23 protein-coding genes and 1 tRNA gene are annotated in these 25,054 nt (G+C 57.5%); all 24 read right to left on the reverse strand.

What is annotated here, in order from left to right; all coding sequences use genetic code 11:
• Nucleotides 1–116: 116 nt before the first annotated feature.
• Nucleotides 117–1,748: an ABC transporter ATP-binding protein gene (locus DW211_RS07655; RefSeq protein ID WP_158568509.1), complete on the reverse strand. Its 1,632-nt coding sequence runs from the start codon at nucleotides 1,746–1,748 to the stop codon at nucleotides 117–119.
• A complete protein-coding gene (locus tag DW211_RS07660; protein ID WP_118260131.1) occupies nucleotides 1,741–3,027 on the reverse strand; it encodes a radical SAM protein in 1,287 nt (428 codons plus the stop codon). Before DW211_RS07660 ends, DW211_RS07655 begins: the two co-directional genes overlap by 8 nt.
• On the reverse strand, nucleotides 3,028–3,837 hold the full coding sequence (locus DW211_RS07665; protein ID WP_118260132.1) for a hypothetical protein: 810 nt from the start codon (nucleotides 3,835–3,837) through the stop codon (nucleotides 3,028–3,030).
• A 2-nt stretch (nucleotides 3,838–3,839) separates the two neighbouring features.
• Entirely contained in the window at nucleotides 3,840–4,643 is an 804-nt protein-coding gene (locus tag DW211_RS07670) for a hypothetical protein (RefSeq protein WP_147326442.1), read from the reverse strand.
• Nucleotides 4,621–5,349: an ABC transporter ATP-binding protein gene (locus DW211_RS07675; RefSeq protein WP_118260134.1), complete on the reverse strand. Its 729-nt coding sequence runs from the start codon at nucleotides 5,347–5,349 to the stop codon at nucleotides 4,621–4,623. Before DW211_RS07675 ends, DW211_RS07670 begins: the two co-directional genes overlap by 23 nt.
• A gap of 373 nt (nucleotides 5,350–5,722) precedes the next feature.
• The gene (locus DW211_RS07680; RefSeq protein WP_117629262.1) at nucleotides 5,723–6,049 is read right to left on the reverse strand and encodes a helix-turn-helix transcriptional regulator; all 327 of its coding nucleotides are present in this window, start codon (nucleotides 6,047–6,049) and stop codon (nucleotides 5,723–5,725) included.
• A 10-nt stretch (nucleotides 6,050–6,059) separates the two neighbouring features.
• Complete coding sequence (locus DW211_RS07685) at nucleotides 6,060–6,629, reverse strand: hypothetical protein (protein WP_118260136.1); 570 nt, start codon at nucleotides 6,627–6,629, stop codon at nucleotides 6,060–6,062.
• A 129-nt stretch (nucleotides 6,630–6,758) separates the two neighbouring features.
• A complete protein-coding gene (locus tag DW211_RS07690) occupies nucleotides 6,759–9,401 on the reverse strand; it encodes an ATP-dependent Clp protease ATP-binding subunit (RefSeq protein WP_118260138.1) in 2,643 nt (880 codons plus the stop codon).
• 185 nt (nucleotides 9,402–9,586) lie between these two features.
• Nucleotides 9,587–10,180: a DUF2798 domain-containing protein gene (locus DW211_RS07695; protein WP_118260152.1), complete on the reverse strand. Its 594-nt coding sequence runs from the start codon at nucleotides 10,178–10,180 to the stop codon at nucleotides 9,587–9,589.
• A gap of 221 nt (nucleotides 10,181–10,401) precedes the next feature.
• Nucleotides 10,402–11,970, reverse strand: a complete 1,569-nt coding sequence (locus DW211_RS07700; RefSeq protein ID WP_199576733.1) for a threonine/serine exporter ThrE family protein — start codon at nucleotides 11,968–11,970, stop codon at nucleotides 10,402–10,404.
• 419 nt (nucleotides 11,971–12,389) lie between these two features.
• Nucleotides 12,390–14,354 (reverse strand): lysine--tRNA ligase, encoded by a 1,965-nt coding sequence (lysS, locus tag DW211_RS07705; RefSeq protein WP_118260140.1) that lies wholly within the window; start codon nucleotides 14,352–14,354, stop codon nucleotides 12,390–12,392.
• 79 nt (nucleotides 14,355–14,433) lie between these two features.
• Nucleotides 14,434–14,904 (reverse strand): transcription elongation factor GreA, encoded by a 471-nt coding sequence (greA, locus tag DW211_RS07710; protein ID WP_006234960.1) that lies wholly within the window; start codon nucleotides 14,902–14,904, stop codon nucleotides 14,434–14,436.
• Nucleotides 14,905–15,010: 106 nt separating this feature from the next.
• Nucleotides 15,011–15,286 carry a twin-arginine translocase TatA/TatE family subunit gene (gene tatA, locus DW211_RS07715; RefSeq protein ID WP_022094895.1) on the reverse strand — a complete coding sequence of 92 codons (276 nt, stop codon included), beginning with the start codon at nucleotides 15,284–15,286 and terminating at the stop codon, nucleotides 15,011–15,013.
• Between the two features lie 112 nt (nucleotides 15,287–15,398).
• A tRNA-Pro gene (locus tag DW211_RS07720) sits at nucleotides 15,399–15,475 on the reverse strand.
• A 49-nt stretch (nucleotides 15,476–15,524) separates the two neighbouring features.
• Nucleotides 15,525–16,421 carry a 4-(cytidine 5'-diphospho)-2-C-methyl-D-erythritol kinase gene (gene ispE / locus DW211_RS07725; protein WP_233540974.1) on the reverse strand — a complete coding sequence of 299 codons (897 nt, stop codon included), beginning with the start codon at nucleotides 16,419–16,421 and terminating at the stop codon, nucleotides 15,525–15,527.
• Nucleotides 16,422–16,423: 2 nt separating this feature from the next.
• Nucleotides 16,424–16,720: a Veg family protein gene (locus DW211_RS07730; RefSeq protein ID WP_006234957.1), complete on the reverse strand. Its 297-nt coding sequence runs from the start codon at nucleotides 16,718–16,720 to the stop codon at nucleotides 16,424–16,426.
• 114 nt (nucleotides 16,721–16,834) lie between these two features.
• Nucleotides 16,835–17,281 (reverse strand): D-aminoacyl-tRNA deacylase, encoded by a 447-nt coding sequence (gene dtd, locus DW211_RS07735; RefSeq protein WP_117563802.1) that lies wholly within the window; start codon nucleotides 17,279–17,281, stop codon nucleotides 16,835–16,837.
• Nucleotides 17,282–17,284: 3 nt separating this feature from the next.
• On the reverse strand, nucleotides 17,285–17,926 hold the full coding sequence (rdgB, locus tag DW211_RS07740) for an RdgB/HAM1 family non-canonical purine NTP pyrophosphatase (protein ID WP_022094898.1): 642 nt from the start codon (nucleotides 17,924–17,926) through the stop codon (nucleotides 17,285–17,287).
• A gap of 140 nt (nucleotides 17,927–18,066) precedes the next feature.
• Nucleotides 18,067–18,792 (reverse strand): ribonuclease PH, encoded by a 726-nt coding sequence (gene rph / locus DW211_RS07745; protein WP_118260142.1) that lies wholly within the window; start codon nucleotides 18,790–18,792, stop codon nucleotides 18,067–18,069.
• A gap of 55 nt (nucleotides 18,793–18,847) precedes the next feature.
• A complete protein-coding gene (gene murI / locus DW211_RS07750) occupies nucleotides 18,848–19,732 on the reverse strand; it encodes a glutamate racemase (RefSeq protein ID WP_118260144.1) in 885 nt (294 codons plus the stop codon).
• Nucleotides 19,733–19,783: 51 nt separating this feature from the next.
• Complete coding sequence (locus tag DW211_RS07755) at nucleotides 19,784–20,695, reverse strand: HAD family hydrolase (protein ID WP_099432110.1); 912 nt, start codon at nucleotides 20,693–20,695, stop codon at nucleotides 19,784–19,786.
• Nucleotides 20,696–20,802: 107 nt separating this feature from the next.
• Complete coding sequence (locus DW211_RS07760) at nucleotides 20,803–22,365, reverse strand: Mur ligase family protein (RefSeq protein WP_118260146.1); 1,563 nt, start codon at nucleotides 22,363–22,365, stop codon at nucleotides 20,803–20,805.
• A gap of 112 nt (nucleotides 22,366–22,477) precedes the next feature.
• Nucleotides 22,478–24,358, reverse strand: a complete 1,881-nt coding sequence (asnB, locus tag DW211_RS07765) for an asparagine synthase (glutamine-hydrolyzing) (RefSeq protein ID WP_118260148.1) — start codon at nucleotides 24,356–24,358, stop codon at nucleotides 22,478–22,480.
• A 350-nt stretch (nucleotides 24,359–24,708) separates the two neighbouring features.
• Complete coding sequence (locus tag DW211_RS10385) at nucleotides 24,709–24,840, reverse strand: hypothetical protein (RefSeq protein ID WP_255413562.1); 132 nt, start codon at nucleotides 24,838–24,840, stop codon at nucleotides 24,709–24,711.
• Nucleotides 24,841–25,054 lie beyond the last annotated feature (214 nt).

Raw genomic sequence — 25,054 nt, forward strand, 5'->3', positions numbered from 1 at the left:
CGCAGCAATGCCTTACCGGGAGGTGTAGTGGCTTACATTTTCCCGGTAAGCACCAACCTCGAACAGCTTTCCACCATGGCAGAAATTAAGACTCAAATGGGCTAACCTTCCGGCGTCTACAGCTCAATCACTTCGTCGCAAGCCTCAAGCAACTCGGGATCATGCGAAACAACAACCACTATATGATCCTCTTTCTTCTGTTGCAGAATATCAATGAACGCTGACCTACTCGCTCCGTCAAGCGCCGACGTCGGTTCATCGAATAACATGACGGGTGAGTCCTTAAGCAATACACGAATAATCGCAATCTTCTGCTTCTCACCACCCGATATATTATGGTTTTGCTCGTCCAGCACCCCATCAAGACCATTGGGAAGTGTTGAGACCAGTTTGGTCAGACCAAACTGGTCTACAAGTCGCCCGACTTCAAGAATTGGACAATTATCGCCCGCGAGTAGCGTCAGATTCTCTCTGAGTGTTCCGTTAACGATATCAGGTTCTTGCTCGGCAATACCAACGACATACGAGCGTAGATTTATAGAATCAATCTGGCTCAAATCAACCTCGTCATAAGCAATAGTCCCAACGCAATCATCGGGATATAGACCAGCTATGCCATCGAGAAGCGTGCTTTTCCCGCTTCCGTTTGCGCCCGACACGCCGTATAAGACTCCTCGATTAAGCGAGATGAGCTCTGGATAATCTATGATTCGATCGGTATCAGGGCGACAAATCGACAGGCCCTTGCACACAAGTGAAACAGGAGAACCAATGCGGACAGAACCGTTCGCCTCTTCATCCATTGCCCAAAGGCGCTTAAGGCGTTGGGCGCTCACCTTGCTCGCCTGGTAGCTTTTGCCCCAAGAAAGCAAGTTCACCAGAGCAGAATTGGCGCTCGAATAATAGCTCAATGCCGTCAGCAGAAAACCAACCGGCATTTTACCTGCGACAATCTCACAGCCTCCAATCGCGAGCAAACAGAACTGCGCAAAGGAAAAAATCAACTGATTCGCAAGTTCGAACCGTGATCCGGCTTTTTGGTTAGCCAATATAGCTGGATAAAGACCATCGAAAGCCTTCTGCAGCCTCAAGGAATAGAAATCAAATAATGAATGGCGACGAAGAAAGGAGACGCTCTCCAGCTGGCTCTGGAGAGTCCCATAGAAAGCAGCGGTCTTTTCCTGAAACTCAAAGCCTCGATTGAACAGCAGCCCGCTAAACAATCGATAAACTACTGCCCCCGTAACGATGCAGGCTAGACAGGCAATCGCCATCGCAATGTTTATATTCATCAACATAATCAAGGAACAGATAATCGTTGCAACACCGCCAATGATATTTGACGCCGATGTTATTCCGAATATTATGAGGTCGTTTGAATCGTGATTGATTTGCTGATTATAATAGCCCGCATCAAATCCGATGAAAAACTTCCGGGGCAAACGCTTGACGTGTTCAAGTGTGTCAGCGTTAAGTTGATATCCCGCATGCGCTTGAAGGTCGACATAGATTAGGGAAGTCCAATAGGCCAACACCGACCCCACAATGGCGACCACGCCAATCGCGAAAATACATAAGACTAGCGTCCGCAAACTAATACCGAGGACATTTTTTGCCGCCAGCACATTTACAGTCAGTCCCAACAGATATGGTTCAGCAAGGCTGCACAGCTGAGACAAGACATCGAGAAGCAGATAGACATAAAGCCTTGGCTTATGGAGGAGATATATCTTCCAAAATCTAAACATCGTGATTTGCCTCATGCGAATACTGATAATTACAAGCCAACCGCATTCTCTGCCTGGCATTGAATTTAACGCTCGCGCATTTTCTCTGGCCCTCCATCGCGGCGTGGGGACATCCGCCCATACAAGCCGGAAACATTACACACTCGCCACATACTGGGTCGTTTGGTAAATACTCCATCCATTTCAAATAGTTCGAATTAGCTTTCACACCTTCTCGAACATTTCCAACGGCGCACTCGCCCTTGCCAACCTCATCCCAACATTTAAAAAGTCTACCAAGCGGATCGATGACAAACGAATTAAGGGAAACCGCACAGCAGACGCCTGGTTCATACGGCGTAAACGGAATAACGTTGAATCCGCGCTCGCTAGCTTTATCCATAAAGAACGTTTCAACTTGAGAGAATCCACGCTGAGAAAAACAATGAATGTCATTTGAGCAAGTATCGTTAACATTGTCGACCGCAGCAAGATAAATCGCGACTTTACCGCGAAGCCCTTTAGCGTCAAGCTCGTCAATCAACGCATCGACCTCTTTGCTATTGGACTCATCGACATTCACGCGAATGGTAATCTGAAGAACATCGGCACATGAGATTATATTGTCGATAATGGCATCATATGTCGGACGACCGTCGGCCGGGACCCTCCGCGTATCATGATCCCTCTTTGAGCCATCAATAGTGATTTGAACCGAACCGATCTGACAATCAGCAAGCTTCTGAGCAATTTCTCGCGTCAGGAGATATCCGTTCGTTACCATTCCGGCAGAATAAGTAGCGCCTGGCCTAATCGCCCCTCTCAGTTCTTTTGTCAGTCGCTCGATCATGTCCACACAGAGTAGGGGTTCGCCTCCATACCAGTCAACGTGAAGATCGTTGATCCCGGGATAGCCGGAACGCACGAATTCTGCGATATCCGTCATTGTCTCTTCTGACATAGTGGGGTGCGAGCAGCCCTTTTCATAGCAGTAGGGACACCTAAAATTGCATGCCAGCGTTGGAGCAATCGTCAGTCCTAAATAGTCATTTGCAAACCTTGCCGACAAGCTCTCAAGCATCAACGTTCGCCGCTCGTCAACATCGTCATCTACCAACATGCCACCCAACTTAAGGGTCTCTTCGAAATCACCATCCAAGGCGGCGGCACCCTTGCGATATAAATTCAGCTCATTCGTGTGCGCAGCGTCAAGGTCGAGAACGCCACCAGATTGGGTATTGTAGATAGTGATACCGTTCACATCATTCTCTTCAATAACGTTAAATTCAGACTCTTTCATTTATATGCTCCGTTTTCTGATAGCACCCTTGATAGCCCAACAAAGTCCGAGGATGACAATGGGAACGACTGTTGCCAGCGCTACAAATAGCAACGTCCCCGGCACGATGAATTGAATTGGTCGCGGGGACGCAAGGGTCGCCAACCATGTCAAGTGCAGTGGCATATTTGGATTCCCGTACCCCAAATAAAGCAGCAGGATGATGAACGATAGAACAAACGCGCCATTTCCAAAGAGTGAGATGGCCAGGACGAGCAGCAGGCATAACGTTGTGCAAATCAAGGCAGCAAGAGACAGTCGAAGAAGAAACTCTCCGATCATATCCATCGTCATTCCTATGCCACTCGCGCTTTGGACCGCACCAACGAGTATCGAAAAGAGAACAAAACCACCGACAAGCGTGACAATCGAGACAAGAGTCCTTGCAACCAACAACTGTACTGTTTTCATTCCCCTTGCATAGGAAACAAGCCATTGAGATCCCGTTATCGGAGTTCGAAACGCATAGCCGATGACGAGAACAGCAACAATAGGAAAGAACAGAGAATGGGCAAGCGGTGCCACAGCGGAAAGGTAGCGAGCTCCATCTTTAACGAGGTCTCCGGGAATTCCCACAAAACCATATTGTGGGTTTGGAAAGAAGCCCATAACACCGTCGCCAAGCCAATCGCTCGTTCCGTAGGCTCTCCATGGTTCATAAGACACAGAATAAAGCAATGCGAGCACGAAACCTGCCGCAATCAGCAGAAGAGGCGCTTTGCTCTTCATAACTCGATAGGCTTCAGCCTTAATCATATCTTCGCAGCGCATTTCTACCCCCTCCTCGCTTTGATTCCCATGACCCCGAGCTGCAACGAAACAACGGTGCAAATAACAGAGAAAAGAATGATCTGATTAATGGCTAGGCCTTGAAAGCACAGATTTCCAAGATGGCGTAAGTATGGTCCGACTGAGAGCCACCAGGGAATTTGCGTCGATGCGTGATTGGAAAAGACCACCAGCGTATATTCATCGGAGGCGAGCAGCGTCCCGACCAACACCAACATAATGCTAAGCGGTGCATTTCTAAGTAAATAGAAAACTGCCATCGACTGAGCTACTAATGCAGCCAAAATAGCATCAATCAAAAGCAACACGGGCAGGTATCTATCAAGAAACACCCGCCCATCCACATAGCAGCCAAGCGGAGATTTGAAGAGAGTGAATCCCGAAAACAGGTTGAACGCTGTTGAAGTTGCAATCGTCAGAACAAGCCACTTTGCGACAACGGCCTTTGCTACACCCGTCCCTTTTGCATACGTCACTTCAGAAGACCTGCTTTGATAATCCATGGCGCAGGAAATAACAATGCATCCGGCTAGAACGAAAAACCACTCGTAGGTCATGAATAGTGCCGTCCGAACCGCCGAACCAGCTGGGTCAGTCTTGTCGAGGATGTTTGCAAAGAAACCAATCTGTTTGCCGACTCCCCCTAAATCAGATGTTCCATAAGTCCCATACATATTTGGATTACAGACATCTTTAACAATCCAAATTCCCCAGATCAACAACACGAAAAAGGCTGGATTTCTGAGCAACCGACGGGCTTCGCATCTAATCAGTCGCAGAAGTTGCATTATCTGCCTCCCCGATCAAATCCAAAAACCGCTTTTCCAGACTTCGGTCTTTGTAGGAGTTTTCTTCCTTAACGAGAAGTCTGCCTCGATGGAGAAAAGCAAAAGATGTCGCAACTTTCTCCAATTCATCTAGGTTATGGCTTGAAATGAGCACCGTTTTATCCCGTTTGTCCTTCAACGACAGCAGGAGATCACGCACCTCAATCACACCCACTGGATCGAGCCCGTTTATGGGTTCATCCATGATGAGTAGTTGCGGGTTGCCCAGAAGAGCCGTTCCGATATCCAGGCGACGCTTCATGCCGAGCGAGTATTGTTTTACCGATGCATCCGCCGCATTTTCTAGGCCAACGGCAGCGAGCACTCGATTAACTTCACTTTTCGGCAGCCCCCACTCGATACAGCGTGAGATCAAGTTTTCTCGACCGGTTAAGTTCAAGAATGCCCCACAGCCGTCGGGGACGAATCCGATATTTCTGCGTGCTCTTGCCAGACCTGTTCTCCCAGACTCGCCGAAAAAACTGATTGAGCCTTTCGTTGCTTTAAGCAAGCCAAGAAGAATATCAATCAACGTACTCTTCCCCGCGCCGTTCTCCCCAACGAGAGCGCACACTTCGCCCTCATCTATATCAAATGAAACATCAGACAACGCCCAGTTTTTGCCGTAGCGCTTTGATAGATCCTTGATTGAAATCGCATTACCCATGTCTCATGAACCTCATTAAAAAGGCAGCGCGGTCGACGGATGGCAGTTATCGACCACGCTGCTTACCCTCTGCTGTCTTAACCAGCATTAACGTTCACGTTGCTAGAAATGAACATATACGCCAAAACAGCTACAGCGCGAACACGGGTGGTAATTGCGGCAGCCACCACCGCCACCCTGCACGTTGCTACACGGATCGATTACCCAGTTCATAATTACCTCCTTTCGATTTATCGTCTGTTTTAATACTCCGTTATCGTATATCGATAACCTTATGATTTCAAGAACTATTTTCAAATAAATTAAGGCTCCTACCGATCGTTTGCGGTAGGAGCCTTGCATGCATACGTGTTTGTCTTCTTATTCTGTTTTGTTATTCCTTAGAAAGATCTACTACGTAAACCTCTGTGGGCAATATCTCGGAAGGGTCGGGATTGCGTCTTTGCAAAATCTTATTCCGCGCGCGCGCGATGGTAAGTTCCTCAAGTTCTATTTCACTCACGCGACGGATCAAATCTCCCGGCTGACAATCCAACTCAACACAGATATCGAGCAATGTCTTCAAGCGTATGGCCTTAATTTTTGCATTACGGATTTTAGAAATGTTAGCTGGCGTATGCCCAGTCGCTCTTATTAGATCGGCATTTGTTTTCCCGGTCTTGAGCAAAAGTGTCTCAACCTCAATAATGAGATAATCCATGGTCAATCACCTAGACCAAATCATCGGACTGGGACTGCAAAAGCGCCCCATAGCGCCAGAAGATCGACAAAGCGAAAGCAACCATCATTGCAATGATGGATCCCACATCCAAAGTGATGCCCGAGTCACCAATCTGAAGGAGAGCGGAATTCATACGACAGCTCAACATACAATTACCCATCATTATTTTTAAATCGCTGCCAATCTGTAGAGAGCCCATCACGGCATTGATTGCAAATAGGCAAGCAATAACGGTAATCATCCGTGCATGTCGAATAGTAAAAGGCGATTGACGACGGGCGACATCGAAGCTGATGCTTAACAATGTGAACTCCCCTGCAAGGAGCAAAACCGCCCATAGCGCCAAGTTTGGGAGCGCGATGCTGCCGCCCTTACCAAGCTCAACGACCCCCTCGATTACCACTGCGCCGTTCAAAATACTTTGGCATGCAACAACAAATGCCGAACCAAAGACGGCGATGGTAGCGATGGCTATAAGTACCAGCACGGCACAAAGAACCATTCCGATTTTTCTCATGTTATCGAACGACATCTCAATTCTTTGAGCGCTATTCGCCATAGTAACTCCTTTTGCCATCCAGCAGAACTTTTTCAATTATTTTATCGTTACCGGAAACTCTTCTCTACAAGAAAAGGGGCGCACCTCCATCGGAAACGCCCCCCCATCATGCAAGGTTATATTCAATCCCTACAGCGCACCAGAGCCGGCTTGCATCATACCGCCGGGGCCCGAGGTCACGCCGCCGCTCACGGGCGCGGCGTTGCCAGTGTGCGGTGCCGCCGGGGCGGTATCACCACCGAGCGTGCCCGCCGGACGCGGTGCCGGGATCTCGCCCGTACCATGGCTAAAGACAAACTTGCCGTCGGCCACATCGCACAGGACGGTATCGCCACTGCCCCACTCGCCGGCCAGCAGCTCCTCGGACAACGGATCCTCAATGAGCTTTTGGATGGCGCGGCGCAGCGGACGCGCACCGTTGGTGAGGTCGGTGCCCTCGGCCACAATCTTGTCGTAGGCCGCATCGGTGAGCTTGATGTTCATGCCGTTGGCAATCAGGCGCTGGCGCAGGTCGTCCACCAGCAGGTGAGCGATCTTGGTCAGGTTCTCGCCCGAAAGCTTCTGGAACACCACGATGTCATCGATACGGTTGAGCAGCTCGGGGCGGAACAGGCGCTTGAGCTCGCCCATCGCACGGCCGCGGATCTCGCTCGACGTGAGACCCTGCTTGCCGGTGGTGCCAAAGCCCACGCTCGCATCCTGCGCGATCTCGCGGGCGCCCACGTTGGACGTCATGATAATCACGGTGTTGCGGAAATCGACCGTCTTGCCCTGGCTATCGGTCAGGCGGCCCTCCTCCAGCACCTGTAGCAGGATGTTGAAGATATCAGGGTGCGCCTTCTCGATCTCGTCGAACAGCACGACCGAGTACGGATGACGGCGAACAGCCTTGGTGAGCTGGCCGCCCTCGTCGTGACCCACGTAACCCGGAGGGCTACCGATAAGCTTGGAGACCTCGAACTCGCTGCCAAACTCCGACATGTCGAAGCTGATGAGCGCGTCCTTGCTGCCAAAGAGATACTCGGCGAGCGTCTTGGCAAGCTCGGTCTTGCCCGTGCCGGTGGGGCCCAGGAAGATAAAGCTGCCGCCGGGGCGGCGAGGGTCCTTGAGCGGCGAGCGGCTGCGGCGCACGGCCTTGGCAACGGCCTCGACGGCCTCGTCCTGGCCGATAATGCGGGTCTTGAGCACGCTTTCGGCCTGCAGCAGGCGACGGCTCTCGCTCTCGGTGAGCGAAGACACCGGCACGCCCGAGGTCACGGACACGATGTCGGCAATCTGGGAGATATCGATGGTGAGCGGACTGGCGTCGAGCTCGGCCGTCCAGGCAGCCTTGGCCTCGGCGAGCTCAATCTCGGCGGCTTTCTGCTGCTCGGTGATCTCGGCGGCCTTGTTCATGTCGTCGCTCTCGGTGGCCTCCTGTGCGGCAGCCTTGAGCTCCTCGATGCGATGTTCGGCCTCGCGCACCGGCTCGGGCGCGCGGTTGGCGGCAATGCGGGCGCGGGCACCGGCCTCGTCGATGAGGTCGATGGCCTTATCGGGCAGGAAGCGGTCCTGAATGTAGCGGTTGGAGAGGTTCGCGGCGGCCTCGATAGCACCCTGTGTGTAACGCACATGGTGGTGCTCCTCGTAGCGCGGCTTGAGCGCGGTCAGGATCTTGACCGTGTCCTCGACGCTCGGCTCCTCGACATCGATGGTCTGGAAGCGACGCTCAAAGGCCGGATCCTTGGTGAGGTACTTACGGAACTCCTCGGCCGTGGTGGCACCGATGATCTGAAAAGCACCGCGCGCGAGCACGGGCTTGAGCATGGAGCTTGCATCGATGGATCCCTCGGCAGAACCGGCACCGATGATGGTGTGCATCTCGTCGATAAACAGGATGACGTCGTCGGCTTCGGTTGCCTCCTGGATCACGTTCTTGAGGCGCTCCTCGAACTCACCGCGATACTTGGCGCCCGCGACAAGACCCGGCAGGTCGAGCGTCCAAATATTCTGGTTCATGAGGTTCTCAGGCACGTTGCCGGCAGCGATCTGCTGCGCCAGGCCCTCGACGATGGCCGTCTTGCCCACACCGGGGTCACCCAAGATAAGCGGGTTGTTCTTGGTGCGGCGCGAAAGGATCTCCATCATGCGCTGGACTTCCTTTTCGCGACCGATCACGGGGTCGAGCTCGCCATCGCGTGCTTTCTGCGTAAGGTTGGTGGCGAACTGCTTGAGTGTATCGGTGCCGCCCCCCTTTTGCTGCGAGGCGTCCGAACCGCTAAAGAACGGCAGGCCCGCACCGGGACGCCCGGCACCGGCGCCGGCGAGCGGACGCTTCTTGTCCTGATCCTTGGCGGTAAGCTTCTCGATGGCTTTTTTTATGGAAGCGGACGACACACCCAGGCGCATGAGGATGTCCATGGCCATGCCGTTGCCCTCTTCGACGATACCGATGAGCAGGTGCTCGGTCGACACATAGGTCTGGTTGTTCTCGCGTGCCACGCGGAAAGAGCGCTCCATCACGCTGATGACGAGCGGCGTAAAGGCGAGCTTAGCGGCCTCGGTCTCCTCGCTGGGCTCGGGAACGGTAGTCTGGACCTCTTTGAGTGTGTCCATGATGTCGTCGTAGGCGATATCGAGCGAGCGCAGCGCCTCGGCGGCAATGCCCTCGTCCTCCTTGGCGAGCGCGAGCAGCAGATGCTCGGTACCCACCTTATTTGAATGAAGATCGAGCGCCTCCTGCTTGGCCATGGACATGACCTTGCGCGCGCGATCGGTAAAACGGTCTAACATGCTAGTTCCTCTTAGACGAGCTAGTTTTTCAAACGCAAAGCGCCGCCCCGCGGCAGCGCTTTGGTCTCTTTACCCATATGGAGTATATGTTAACCGTTGGGGCCTTTTCCACGTGCAGCCATACGACAACGTCTACAAAAAAGGAATCGCTCCGGTCTGTTTGGGGGTCTGGTTTTAAGCGTTGCCTAGCAGGCAGGCTCGGAGTCCATGCGCTCGGAAATGTTGGCAACCTCCTCGGCAACGGGAGCGCCCGGCATATGCACGAGCTCCATATGCTGCTCTTCAAAGACGGTTCCCATGGGGAAAGCGCGGCGGAAGGCAAAGCGGGCAACCGGACCAGCCACCAGCAGGTTCCAGGGCAGGGCCATGATAAAGTTGCGCGGAATGTTGACGAGCCACATCATCGGCAGCGCCTGCAAATTGGCAAGCGGGCCGCCGGGCATATGGAACAGGCCTTCGCAAGCGCCGTAGAGCGACATGATGACGACCATGGGAACGACCATGCAGGAGCTGACGGCGAGCGTCATGGCAAGCGACGAGCTCTTGCCCGGCTTGACCAGGAATTTAAAGGCGAAACCCTTGGCAAGGGGGCTGGCAACAAACCAGTCGCAGCACATGGCAAAAACGTAGGCAACGGGGAAGCCGAGCCACGCGGCGGCAACAACCTCGCCGTTGATGGCCCCATGCTGTAGGGCGACGTTGTAGATACTCATCCAGAGCACCATGCAAAAGCACATGATAAAGGTGAACAGCAGGCTCTCTCGTTTGTTGATAGGCATAAAGGGCATGGTCCTTTCTGTGTTGTGCCGCGGCACCACGCAACAAAAACGGGCGGGCGAGATGGAGCTGTTGGAACTTCATCTCGCCCGCCCGTGATACGTGCGTCTGCGACTACTTATGTGGTGGAACTACCCTAACACGAACGGCACGCGCTTCGTAAGCGTTGAGTTTATGGAGATGCGAGGCACAGTTGATCCGTTGGGACGTCCTCAACGACTAATTAGCTGGTGTGGCGCCAGCGAGGGTCGGTGAGGGTGCGCGCCACACCCAGGCCAACAGGCAAAAACGCCACGATGAGCACTGCACGCACAAACCAGCCGAGCATATTGACCGTGTCGAAGGTGCACATGTAATACATCGAGCGATACAGATACAAGCCCGGCACCATAATGACAATCGATGGCACCGTGAGGGCGATACGTGGGTAGGTGAGCTTGATTTCGGCTAAGCTCGCGAGCAGTCCCGATACCAGCGCGCCGATAAACGCTGCTGCCTCGGGAGGCATGCCCGCGCTCAGGCCCAAGAAGGGAAGCAGCGTCGGCGCATCGACGAGCGTAAGGCGCAAGGTATTAGACACGGCGCCGATGAGCCCTGCCGCCGCCGCCATCTTTACCGGACTGTTGAACATAACCGAGAAGCCAAATACGCCGATAAAGCTCATCAGCATGCGCAAGAGCGTAAGAGCCAACGGTGAGAGACCAAGCGGGGCAAAGTCATCCGGCGCCAGTCCCACACACTCGGCAACCATCCAACCTACGAGGGTCGCCATCACGATAATTGACACAGCATACGAAAGACGCTCGATGCCGCTTCGCATGTCGAGCTTAGCGATGTCGAGGCCTGCCGTAATGAGGGGAAAACCGGGAATCACAAAGAGCATGGCGCCGATATAGCCTTCTTGGTGCGACATTGCCCCTGGAATGACCTGGCCAAGGCCGAGCAATGCCAGCAGATACGAAACGCAAGCGAGCGCAACGCCGATCGTCAGCGCGCTAAACTGGCCAAGACCCTGCTTGAGAATATGGGAGCGAGCAAAGTTGCCGACACCGGCGCCTACGAATGCGCAGGCCATCTCGATAGGACCGCCGCCGAGCAAAAAGACGAAGGCGCCGCAAGCACAGGCTGCCGCAAGGCCCTGTTGCCAGGGAGAGTAATCGGGCTTTGAGCTCTCAACGGTCTTGAGCATCTCGTGGTACTCGTGCACGGTAAACCGGCGTCCGTAAATCTCGATTTCCTTTAGGAAGCTCTCCATCATCCAAATGCGATGAGTATTGACCCCCGTTGTGGGTAGGCTGACGACCTCGTTAAAGCAGTGGCCATCTTCGATGCAGGTGCACTCAAACGACAGAAGACTCAGGTCGACGTGAATCGTGACGCCGAGTACGGCAGCAACACGATTCATGGTATCGCGCACGCGCCAGGCACCTGTTCCGCTTGCCAGCATGAGCATGCCGGTGCGGCAGATAATGGATGACTTATCGGTGAGCGGCGCATCGACGGCAAGTTCATCGCCTGCCGTCACGATCTGGTGCCAGTCAGTTTTCATATGGAGTGCGCCGGCACGAGCGCCGTGGTGCATAGGGACTCTCGAAAGCAGCGAGTCCAGGCGCGAAGACTGTGGGGGCTCTGCTGATTCGACCTCGTCCTCGTCGGGCCCTTCATCAACAAGGTCGAAAGCATCGAGCGCCGCCGGCTCGCGACGATCGATCAATTCCTCGTCCTCATCATCAAAATAGTTGAACTGATTGAGCATATCCTCTTCGATTGCACGATCGCTCGCGTCGTCCATACAGACGCTCCCTTCCTACCGACTAACCCCCATCCTAGGCAGCGACGGCTAAAGGAAACATAAAAGAGACGACTGTCATGCATGGAAGGCGTAAACCCCCAATGCACCGGTAGACCCTAGGCGGCTAGGACCGTCCCCAAGTGCCGGCACAAGAGGAACGTCCCTAAGTGCCAACCAGGGCAACGCCGCAGGTAGAGGACGGACAGCGAAAGCCCGCCAGAGCGAGCAAGGTCCTTTTGGGGCGAGATGACACCATAGGTTGAGCATTAGTCAGCGAGCGGGTCGCATTTGAGACAAGGTGACGTGAAACGAAAGGGCGCTGACCTTCTGGTCGCGCCCTTGAAGTTGAGCGTCAGATTGTCCAAATGCGGCCCGCGCAGCGTCGAGCCGTTACGCGGTTCGTAGAACCGCGTAACTAGTTAGTACATCTTTGCGCCGGCGGGGATGGAAGCGTCGAGCTGGATCAGATTGAGACGCTCCTCGCCCTCCTCCTCGTGGATAGCGCTGATGAGCATGCCGCAGCTGGGAATACCCATCATCTTGCGCGGAGGCAGGTTGGTGATGGCGAGCAGAGTCTTGCCGACCAGGTCCTCGGGCTCATAATAACCGTGAATGCCGGAGAGGATGGTGCGGTCGGTGCCAGTGCCGTCGTCGAGCGTAAAGTTCAGCAGCTTCTTGGACTTCTTGACGGCCTCGCACGCCTTGACCTTCACAGCGCGGAAATCGCTCTTGGAGAAGGTATCGAAGTCGACGAACTCCTCAAACAGCGGCTCGACGGCGATCTTGGAGTAATCAACCGTGGGCTTGAGCGGCTTGACGAACGGGCTCGCGGCGTTGCCGGCCTCGGCAGCCTTGGCGGCAGCGGCACCGGACTGGAAACCCTTCTCGGGCTTCATGTGCGGGAACAGTAGCACGTCGCGGATGGAAGCCTGGTTGGTGAGCAGCATGACCACGCGGTCGATACCGATGCCGATGCCGCCCGCGGGAGGCATACCGTACTCGAGGGCGCGCACGTAGTCCTCGTCGTACTCCATGGCCTCGTCGTCGCCGCCAGCCTTCTCGGCCATCTGGGCGGCAAAGCGCTCGGCCTGGTCGACCGGGTCGTTGAGCTCGGAGAACGCGTTGGCGTACTCGTGACCGGCGATAACCAGCTCAAAGCGGTGCGTCAGGCGCGGATCGTCCTCAAAGCGCTTGGCAAGCGGGCTGACCTCGATGGGGTAATCGCACACGAACGTGGGGTTGACGATGGTGTCCTCGCCCAGCTCATCGTAAATCTCGGCGATGATCTTGCCAGCAGTCCACTCGGGCTTGATCTCCAGGCCCTTCTCGCGTGCTGCGGCAGCGAGCTCCTCGACCGGCGTGTCGATGGTGACCTGCTTGCCGAGCACGTCGGAGACGACGTCGGTCATGGGACGGCTGGCCCACTCACCAGAAAGGTCGATGGTCTGGCCCTGGTACTCGATGACCTCGGGGTTGCCGATGGCCTTGTTAGCCGCCTTAATGACACCCTGGGCGAGCGCCTTCATGCCCTCGAGGTCGGAGAAGGCACGGTAGGCCTCCATCGTGGTGAACTCGGGGTTGTGGGTAAGGTCCATGCCCTCGTTACGGAAGATGCGGCCGATCTCGAACACGCGCTCAAAACCACCGACGATGCAGCGCTTGAGGTGCAGCTCGGTGGCAATACGCAGGTAGCACTCCTGATCGAGCGCGTTGAAGTGGGTAATGAACGGCTTGGCCGTGGCACCACCCTGGATGGTCTGCAGGATGGGGGTCTCGACCTCCATGTAGCCGTCGGACTCCATAAAGCGACGGAAGGTGGAGAGAATCTGCGAACGCTTACGGAAGGTCTCGCGAACGTCGTCGTTGGCGATCAGGTCGACATAGCGCTGGCGATAGCGGGTCTCCTTGTCGGAAAGACCGTGGAACTTCTCGGGCAGCGGACGAACGGCCTTGGAAAGCAGGGTCGCGCTCTTAGGGGCAACGGAAAGCTGGCCGCGCTGGGTGCGCACAACCACGCCTGTCACGCCCAAGATGTCGCCCAGGTCGAGGGACTTGAGCGTATTCCAGGCAGCCTCGTCCATGTCGTTGATGCGGCAGAACAGCTGAATCTCGGCAGTCGCATCGCGCACGACGATGAACATGATCTTGCCCTGACCGCGCTTGGCGACCACGCGGCCGGCGATCTTCACGACGTCCTCGGTGTCCTCGCCATCGGCAAGCTCGGCGTACTTAGCCTCGATATCGGCAACGTAGTCCTCAAGCTCAGAGTGCTCGGGATAGGGGTTCTGGCCCGCCTCGAACAGGGCGGCGCGCTTGGCCAGGCGTGTGGCGCGCTCGTCGTTGAGCGTCGATGCCTGATCTGCGGCGTTCTGGTTCTCTGCCATAAGTTAGCTCCTCAAACTAAAACGCTCCCCAGGATTCGGTCCCAGGGAGCGAAAACATACCTTTACGCGGGACCGTGGTCTAGCGTGCAATCTTGGCGATGGTGTAGACGCGAGTCTTGCCGGAAGGCGTAACGACCTCGACGGAGTCGCCCTCGCCGTGACCGATGATGGCGTGACCGACCGGAGACTCGTTGGAAATCTTGTGCTCGAGCGAGTTGGTCTCGGTGGTACCGACGAGCGTGACTTCCATGACCTCACCGTTGGGATCAATCAGAGAAACGGTAGAACCGATGGAGACGGTCAGATCGCCCGTGGTGGCAGCAACCTGAGCGTTGGCGAGGATGGCCTGGATCTCGGCAATACGAGCGGCGTTCTGGGCCTGCTTGTCCTTGGCGGCATCGTACTCGGAGTTCTCCGAAAGGTCGCCGAACGCGCGGGCTTCCTTGATGTCCTCGACGATCTCCTTGGCGTAATCGCCCTCACGCCAAGCGAGCTCCTCGACGAGCTTCTGGCGGCCCTCAGCGGTCAGTACGATCTGGCTTGCGTCCATACGGATATCTCCCCAACTCTGATCAAACAATCAACTGTCAACAAAACGAAAAAGACCGGCTAGCCTGCGGGCAAGCCGGTCAGGTGCTCACCCCAAAGGGATGGGACTACTCTGCGTCCGCGTCGCTGTCCTCTGCCTGCTTCTTCTTGGCAGCAGCGAGCTTGGCCTCGAGCTCAGCGATCTCCTTGTCCTCCTCGGACTGCTCGACCACGACCTCCTCGGCCTGCTTGGTCTCGGCCTTATCGTCGCCCTCCATACCCTCGCGGATATTCTTGACGGTAGAGCCGAGAGACTTGCCGAGCTTCGGCAGGTTCTTGGGCCCGAAGATAATCAGGACAACGACGAGAATAATGATGAGCTCAGGAGCCCTCAGTCCAAACATGTAGACCTCCACAATACAGCGAGACAAGCTCGAATGAGTATACCGCGGGTATCGCGGTATCACAACAATAGCTAAAAAAAGGGACCGCAAGAAGCGGTCCCTCCTCATGCTCTGGTCGGGTTGACTGGATTTGAACCAGCGACCCCTGCGTCCCGAACGCAGTGCTCTACCAAACTGAGCCACAACCCGTTAGCTCGACTATAGTAACAAAGATTTCCGTCGTGTGCTAGAGAAATTTTTACTTCTTTGGCACTTCGATGCGAACCGTGTTGGGAATGAGCTCCGTCGCGCAGGACCACCAGCCGTTTTGCTGGGCAGCGTCGGCAAGCCTTTCGGCCGTGGCGGCGGTGTCGCAAATGGCAAATGAGCAGGCACCCGATCCGCACACATCTACAGCAACGGTGCCGTCCTGTTTACGCAGCCAATCGAGAACCGTTTGTATCTGCGGCTCCATCTGTGCGGAAATGACACCCAGGTTGTTATGGATGAGCGCATATGCCGTCTCGGCATCACCAGCATGCAAGGCAGAAGCCATCGCGCCGGGCTTGTCTGCAGGCACCGGAGCCTCGTCAAAACGTCGATAGGCTTCAATTGTCGAAACGCTTGCCTCGCGCGGCTTGACCAACACGACGGGCGTTGCGGGCAGCGCGGGATACTCAGTTGCCAGCACGTCTCCCCCACCTACGTAGAACGCAAGGCTCGCGTGCAAAAAGAACGGGACGTCAGCACCAATACCCCGCGCAATGTCGTCGAGCGCGGGGTCGGTGCGATCAATTCCCCAGAGCTCCGCCAAGGCGACAATGACCGCGGCCGCATCCGTCGAGGGGCCGCCCAAGCCGGCGCACAATGGAATGCGCTTCTCAATCGTCACGCAGATGTTTGCCTCGCGACCATAATGCTCGGCCATAGCAACCGCAGCCCGATACGCCGTATTCTTTTGCATGGGAAAATCTGATGCCGGAACCGTCTGGACGGTCAGCGCCTGCGCCGGCGCGACCGTCACGGAATCGGAAAGACCGACGGCTGCCATCAGGGAATCGACCCTGTGGTAGCCGCGGTCATCGCGCTCGGTATGAACCCCCAGGTAGAGGTTAATCTTTGCCGGCGCGGAAAGAGTCAGGGACCGATCGGTCACCGTTAGTGCTCCTCGAGCTGATTGCCGAGCGGGGTAAAAATGTGCTCACCGCTCTCGGGGTCGAACAGCTCGACCTGACCGGTGAGGACATCGATATACTGGTAGGACTGACGCGACTTGCGCCCGCGGCGCTCGTCGACCTCGACGATAAAGACGGCGGGGTGGACGCTCTTGATGGTGCCCATGCGCTCGACGACGCGGGTGCGGCCCATGTTGGCCTTCACCTTGACGCGATCGCCCACCATATCGGTCAGCTTCTCGTGGATGTCGTCGACGTGATTGACTTCCATCTCTTCCATGAACAGGGCCTCCAGAAGGTGCAATTCAAAAAGGGGATAATACCCCTAACATAGACAAAACTCTAATACTATAGCACCCTGCTGCCGCCATACGCAAGTAGCTAATTTGGCTACTTACAGATTGTCGGTATCGAGGACGATGGTGAACGGACCGTCGTTGACCAAGTCGACTTTCATATCGGCGCCAAAGATGCCGTGCGCCACGTGTTCGACATCTTTGCGAACGAGCGTCAAGAAGTACTCGTAGAGCTCGTTGGCAACATCGGGGGCGCCGGCATCGGTAAACGATGGGCGGCGGCCGTGACGGCAATCGGCGAACAGCGTGAACTGCGACACTACGAGAACCTCGCCGTCGACATCGGCAAGTGCCAGGTTGGTCTTGCCGTTCTCGTCCTCGTTAATGCGCAAGCCGCGGAGCTTGCCCCACAGCTTATCAGCCTCGGCGCGCGTGTCGCCGTGGCCCACGCCCAACAGCACCAGATAGCCACGCCCAATTTTGCCCACGTACTCGCCGTCGACCGTCACGCCGGCGTTGAGCACGCGCTGAACCACCGCACGCACGGCCTACTCTTCGCCCGTCAGTTTGGCGGATAGGTGCTCGAGCGCATGGAATCGATGGCTGATGGCGTTCTTCTCGTCCGCCGTGAGCTCGGCCATAGTCTTGCCCGGCGTATCGACCGGCAGGAACAGCGGGTCGTAGCCAAAGCCGTGATCGCCGCGGCCCTCGTGCGCGATAACGCCCTCACAGGCGCCCTCGCCATAGGTGACCAGGCCGTCCGTATCGATGAGCGCAACGACGCTCATAAAGCGCGCGGTGCGGTCCTCGTCTGCCACGCCTTCCAGATTCACGAGCAGCTTGGCATTGTTGGCGGCATCGTCGCCGTGAACGCCCGCGTAGCGCGCGCTATACACACCGGGCTCACCGTCCAGCGCGTCGACGACCAGGCCCGAATCGTCGGCGATGGCCATGAGCCCCGTCTCTTCGACGGCAGCCTGCGCCTTGATGATGGCGTTCTCCAAAAACGTCGTGCCGTTTTCCTCGGGGTCCTCAAAATCGCCCAGCTGGCCGAGCGCCACAAAGCGAACCTCGGGCATGACCTTGCCTAAAATGGCCTCGATCTCGGTGAGCTTATGGGCGTTGCCCGTTGCCACGACAATGGTCGCCGCCGGGTCGAGGGTGTCGATGTCGATCTTCTCTAGTGCCATGACTGGCCTCCTTGTCTCTATAGCAATGCCGCCCAAGGGAAACTGGCCTCGAGCCCTCTCCCCTCCCTGGCGACAGAAACCTTATACTTCGACGTTTTCCCAGATAAAACCTACCAAAATTAACATCCCTTTTTGGCAGGTTAGGCGATGGCTTGGCGCTGAAGCTCGATGAGCTCGGCGATGCCTTTGTCGCCCAGGTCGAGCAGGGCGTTGAGGCGCTTACGGTCAAAGGGCGCCTGCTCGCCGGTGCCCTGGAGCTCGATCATCTCACCGGTGTCGGTGGCGACGAGGTTCATGTCGACTTCGGCATGGCTGTCCTCGGAATAATCGAGGTCAAGCAGCGTATTGCCGTCGACAACGCCCATGGAGATGGCGGCCACCTGGCCGGTAAGCGGGATGCGCTCGATTTTGCCCGCCTCGACCCACATGGCGAGGGCGTCGTGCAGCGCCACCCAGGCGCCGGTAATGCTCGCCGTACGCGTACCGCCATCGGCCTGGATCACGTCGCAGTCGACGGTGACGGTGTACTCGCCGAGCGCCTTCATGTTGACGACGGTACGCAGGCTGCGGCCAATGAGGCGCTCAATCTCCATGGAGCGGCCCTTGCGGTTGGCGTGCTCGCGCTTGCAGCGCTTGCCGGTCGACGCCGGCAGCATGGCGTACTCCGCCGTTACCCAACCGGCCTTGGCGCCCTTGCGCCAGCCCGGCACGCCCTCCTCGATGGTGGCAGCGCACAGCACGCGCGTATCGCCGAACTCGGCCAGGCACGAACCGTGGGCGTGCTTCATGACGCCACGGGTGAGCTTAACGGGACGCAACTCGTTGGCGGCGCGGCCGTTGGCGCGGTTGACCTGCATGTACTCCATAGAAAGATCCTTTCGGCAAAAGGTGAAGGTGGGTCTTTGGTCGGTGACCTTATATCTATTTCAGTTCGTCGATATCGATATGTTCAATGCTCTTGAGCGGCTGACCAAAGATAAAGCTGCCCGCCACCGCAAACTCGGCAATGTTATCGGCCGTCGTGGCAAAACGATGCTGCGGCTCAGCGGCGTCGCCCGCCAGCTGCTCGCGGCGCATGAGGATATCGGTCAGCTCGCGCGTGGTCTCCTCGGCGGAACTTACGACGCGTACCCCAGGCCCCAGCGCATGGCGGATAGGTCCCACCAACAGCGGAAAATGCGTACAGCCGAGCACCACGGTATCGATACCGTGGTCGCGCAGTGGCTCAACCGTGGCACCCACCAGCGCACGCACGGCAGGCGTATCGAAGATGTCCTCGTTCTCAAGCCACTGCTCTTGCAGATGCGCACCCGAGGCGAGCTCGTGTTCGACAACCTCGACAAAGCTCGAGGCGGGGCAGCCGTATACGTCGACGCCGGCATCTAGATCCTGAATGGCGCGCGTGTAGGCGCCCGAGCGAATGGTGAGGTTGGTGGCGAGCACGCCCACGCGACGCGAACGGGTGCTGTTGATTGCCGCACGGGCACCCGGCGCGATCACGCCGATCACGGGAACGTCGAGCACCTGCTGGGCCAGACGCAAGGCCGCAGCTGTCGCCGTGTTGCAGGCGATGACCATAATCTTGACGTCGTGCTTCGACAGCCAACGGCCCGCCTGCAACGCAAACGAGCGCACCTCATCCTCGGTACGCGTGCCGTAGGGGCAGCGCTTGGTGTCGCCAAAGTAGTAGACGGACTCGTGCGGCAGCGCCGTCGCGATGGCGCGCGCAACCGTCAGACCGCCCAAACCAGAATCGAACACGCCAATCGGGCGCGTGTCGCCTGCCGGATTCTCGATATCGGACATTACCTCACCAGCCTCTCTCGAAAAGACATGTCCAAGTGCGGCGGCGGCGCGCTACGAACGCGCCGCGACCAGCAGCTCTGCCGTCGCCGCCCAACCGTCGACAATTTTGCCACGCGTAACGAAAGCGTTCTCGCAAGCAGCCAGGAACTCGGGCGCGCCGGCGCTCGTCAGGCCATTCTCGACCAGGCAGAACGTGCCCACGTGATCGGCCATGTAGAAGTCGGACTCGGAATCGCCGAGCGCGAGCGTCTCCTCGCGCTCGATCCCCAGGTGCTCGCAGAAGCGCGCAATGGCGACGCCTTTGTTGAGGCCCGCGGGGTTGATGTTGAATGCGCGACCGTCCTCGACGCGATCGAGCTCGAGCGTCGTCGGCTTGGACAGATGCGTCAGGTGACCGTTACAGGCCCACACCAGGCCACAGCCGGCCTCGTCGAGAATGGCCTGCGCCTCGTCATCGGGGATGTCGCCGCGCATGCCGACGGTAACCTCGCGGTACTTGTAGCCGGTCGACATGTCGTTGTGATACTCGATCTTGTGCGGCCAGCGGGCGAGGATCTTCTCGCACACGCCAGTCTGCTCGATCACCTGGTGCGGCGTGAGACCGCAAGATGGGTCGTAGGGCATGTCGCCGGTCAGATACTCCCAATCGTTGGCTTTGAGGTCGTACATGACCAGGCCGCCCATCTCACCAATGTAGGAGTTGAGGCCGAGCACGCGCGCGTCCTCGTGGATCATGGTACGGTTGCGGCCCGAGGTGGGAACCACCTGAATGCCAGCGCGGGCAAGTGCCACGACGGCCTCGACGAGTTTGGTCGAGGGGTTACCGTCGTTGTCGCGCAGCACGCACGAGCCGGGCGCGAGCATCGTGGCATCCAGGTCGGTAAAGACGTACTTGACCTTGGCCAAGCGCTCGCGCATCTCGCCCGAAAGCTCGGCAACGGTCGGCAGGGTGTTGTGGGACATGGTTACTCCGTTTACGTAGAAGGGTTTGGACTTGGACGGCATGTTTTGATTGAGGGAACACGCTTATGGCGACAGCGCACTCAGGGCGCCGCCGCCATCATGGTTCATTAGTCAAACTGGGTAACATCGATCAGGCGATTGGCCAGCGAAAGGTCGCTCTCGATGGGCACGAACTCGTCGCCCACGTGCATGAGCTCCTCGTCACCCTTTGCCAGCAGCAAGACAATGGTGGGAGCATCGGGGTTGACGTACTCCTCGCGCGCCGCCTTGAACGCCGCATGCACAGCGGCTTCGCGGTCGAGGATGATCTTGTTCGGCGTATCGTCGGGAACATGCTCGGCAAGCTCGCGACAGACCTTCATCGGGTCCTCGTGAGCCGGGTCCTCGTTGGCAAAGATCATCAGGTCGGAATATGGTGCGGCCTCGCGCGGAAGCTGCTCGCGGCGCTCCTGCGCCTTGCCGCCGGCAGCGCCAAACACTGCAATGACTGGGCTAGCGGGAAACGCGCGCTTGACCGACGAGAAAAGCGAACGGAACGAAAGCTGGTTGTGCGCATAGTCAACGACGCAGATCACGCGGCCGTCCTTCGACTCCACGACCTCCATACGGCCCGGTACACGCAGTTTGGAGAGGCCCTTCTTGATAGCCTCGATACCGATGCCGATCTCGCGCGCAGCGGCGATAGCGACCAGCGCGTTTTCCACGTTAAAGTCGCCCGCGATGCACAGCAGGACCTTCTCCCCCGCCTCGGACTCGTCGGCACACAGGCCATGCAGGTTAAACTCGATGTTAAAGCCGACCATGCGCACATCGCTCGCCCACAGGCTTGCCTCGGGATGCTCGACGCCAACGGTCACCAAGCGCTCGGCCGTCGACGCTGCCTCCAACACACGGTCAACCTCTTCGGTGCCCAGATTCACCACGGCGGTCTTCGCCTGGTCAAAGATCCTGAGTTTGCTCTCAAAATAATCCTCAAACGTGGGGTGTTCGATCGGCGAGATGTGGTCACGGCCGATGTTGAGGAAGCACGCCACGTCAAACGGCAGATTCTCGACGCGTTGGTACTTGAGCGCCTGGCTCGAGACCTCCATGACCATGGACTGGCGACCTGACGTGCGGCAGTTGGCGATATGGCGCCAGACCTCGGGGGCCTCGGGCGTAGTATTGGTGCTCTCGTAGCACTCGATGCCATCGTCGGTACTCACCGAGCCGATCATGCCGCAGGACTCGCCCGCTGCCTTGATGATGGACTGAAGCATAAAAGCGGCCGTGGTCTTTCCCTTGGTACCGGTGATGCCCACGATCTTGACATCGTGGTCGGGACGGTCGTAGACCTCCGGCGGCAACAGGGCCATGGCCGTGCGAACGCTATCAACAACCAGCATCGCAGCACCGCTCTCCTGCGCCAGCGGCTCCAGAGACTCGACCAGCGACTCCTCGCACACAAATGCGACGGCGCCCGCATCGAGCGCCATGCTCAAAAACGCGGGCTTAAAGGCAGCACCTTTGCAAAAGAACACGTCACCTGCCGAGACCGCGCGCGAATCAAACGAGCAGCCGGTCACGGCACGCTCGTCAACCTGCTCTGATGCGCGCAGCTTACCGCACACATCGAGAAGCTTGGCAAGCGTATCGACCGTGGTCACGGTCGCGGAATCCGAATGGTGCATCTTTCACCTTTCTCAGCCATTTGGCAGGGACGGTTTTTATAGTAACTGAAACGCACCCACGCAAAAACGGCTCCCGGAGGAGCCGTTACGCGCAGGCGTTCGTAAGCCGAGGCTAGGCAGCCTGAACAGCGGGCTGGTCCTCGTCGATAAAGAAGCGCTTGTACCACACCAGGAACACGAGCGGCGTATAGATCTTGCGCTGGAAATCGCCCTTGCCCGCAAAGTGCAGATCGAGCAGGTGCATGAGCTCGTCGGTATCGAAGAACTCGCTTGCCCACGGCGCGGTGAAGTACTCCTTGACATAGTCGTACCACTTTTGCTCGCGCAGCCAGTAGACAATCGGCACCGGGAAGCCCACCTTGGGACGGGTGGCCCACTCATCGGGCAGCGACTTGTTGGCAGCGTGGCGGAGTACCTGTTTGTTGCCGTTCTCGTTGATGCGGTAGCGGTCGGGAATGTGCTCGGCGAACTCCATGACTTTGCGGTCCAGGAAGGGCACGCGCAGCTCCAGCGAGTGCGCCATGCACATCTTGTCGGCCTTGAGCAGAATGTCGCCCGGAAGCCACATGTTCATGTCCAGGTACTGCTTCTTGACCAGCTCGGGCTGACCCTTCACGCGCGCATAGATGGGAGCGGCAAGCTCGAAGGCGCCATCGCCGGTGTTGTACTCGGGCTTGAGCACGCTGTCGACCTCGCGCTCCGGCCATACCAGAGCCTGTCCCAGGAACGACTTCTCGGGGATCTCGGCACCCTTGACCAGGAAGTTATGTCCCTTGAAGTACGGCATATGCAACGCCAGGTTACCGAGCGCGCGACGGATGGGCAGCGGCACCATCTTTTTGTACTTGCGGACCGGGACCGTGTCCTCGTAGTAGGCGTAGCCGCCAAAGAGCTCGTCGGCGCCTTCGCCCGAAAGCACGACGGTGACGTCCTTGCGGGCCATCTCGGCCAAGAACCACAGCGGCACGGAAGACAGGTTGGACTGCGGCTCGTCCATGTGATACTGGATGTCCTCGAGCGCACCGAAGAACTCGTCAGCGGTAATCATCTTGCGGACATTCTCGACGCCGAGCTTATCGGAAAGCTCCTTGGCATAGTTGGTCTCGTTAAAGTTCTTGTAGTCAAAGCCCACCGAGAAGGTCTTGTCGGGCATGAGGCAAGCGGCAATATAGCTGGAGTCGACGCCACCGGAGAGGAACGACGCGACCTTGACGTCGGCGATGCGATGGGCCTCGACGCTCTCGTGCACGACCTCATCCAGCTCGTCGACGTACTCCTCGAACGGCTTCTCGACGGCAGAGTAATCGCAATCCCAGTAGCGCTCGATGTTCATCTTGCCGGTCGGGATATCGACGGTAAAGTAGTGCGCCGGCGGCAGCTTGTAGACACCCTCGAAGAAGGTCTCCTCGGTTGCCGAATACTGCAGCGTCATGTACGGACGCAGGGCCTTTTTGTTGACCGCCTTGTGGAAGTGCGGGTAGTCCAGGAAGCTCTTGATTTCGGAGCCAAAGAGCACGCCCGGCGCGCCGTCGCCCGCATCGGCCATGGGATAGTAGTAGAGCGGCTTGATGCCAAAGATGTCGCGGGCGCCAAAAAGCTTGTTCTTCTTCTTGTCCCAGATGACGAAGGCGTACATGCCGCGCAGGCGATCGAGTACGGCCTCGCCCCACTCCTCGTAGCCGTGCAGGAGGCTCTCGGTGTCGGCTCCACAGTGGAACTTATAGCCCTTGGCCTCGAGCTCGGAACGGAGTTCTTGGAAGTTGTAGATCTCGCCGTTGAAGACAATGACGACGCTACCGTCCTCATTGGCCATGGGCTGAGCGCCGGCCTCGGTCAGGTCGAGGATCGACAAGCGGCGGAAGCCGAGGGCAACGCGGCCGTCGATAAACTGGCCGCCCATGTCGGGACCACGATGGACGATGCGGTCCATCATCTTGGTGAGCACCTCGGATTGGTTATCCGTCCCACCGACAAAACCGACAAAACCGCACATATACTATCCCCTCTGCTGTTGCTGGGTATCAAATCGAATCAGTAGCTTTTGAGTATACCCGAGGGCGTAAAGAGGGGCGGAATGTTCAGGCAATCTCAACTGAATCAGCTCCGCTGTGACACGCGGGTTGATTTCCGATCTCAGCCGAACACATTGAGCAAATAGGCCGTTCCCGCACCTAGCCGAACGCCACCGCTGCCCCTCCCGGGGCCCGGGGGCGCCGTTTTCCCAGTTGAAGGAACGGTGGAGATGTGTTTCGATGGGTCCGGTGGCCATGCTCCGCCCACCGCCCGGCGCCTCTTCCCAGACTCAGCCGGACGGTCGGTCAGTCTATCCCGTTTTCCCTTAGGCTAGGACAGCGGGGCATCGCCCCTTTCCGCGCGCGCCCGCTCGATGAGCCCCGGCGTCAGGTCGAGCTCGTCCATGGGCACGTCCTCCACGCCGTACGCCTCCAGCAGCGCCGCCGCGTCGTCGCCGAGCAATTTCGATGGGTCCGGTGGCCATGCTCCGCCCGCCGCCCGGCGCCTCTTCCCAGACTCAGCCGGACGGTCGGTCAGTCTATCCCGTTTTCCCTTAGGCTAGGACAGCGGGGCATCGCCCCTTTCCGCGCGCGCCCGCTCGATGAGCCCCGGCGTCAGGTCGAGCTCGTCCATGGGCACGTCCTCCACGCCGTACGCCTCCAGCAGCGCCGCCGCG

The organism is Collinsella sp. AM18-10 (assembly GCF_003471585.1).
Classification (GTDB): Bacteria; Actinomycetota; Coriobacteriia; order Coriobacteriales; family Coriobacteriaceae; genus Collinsella.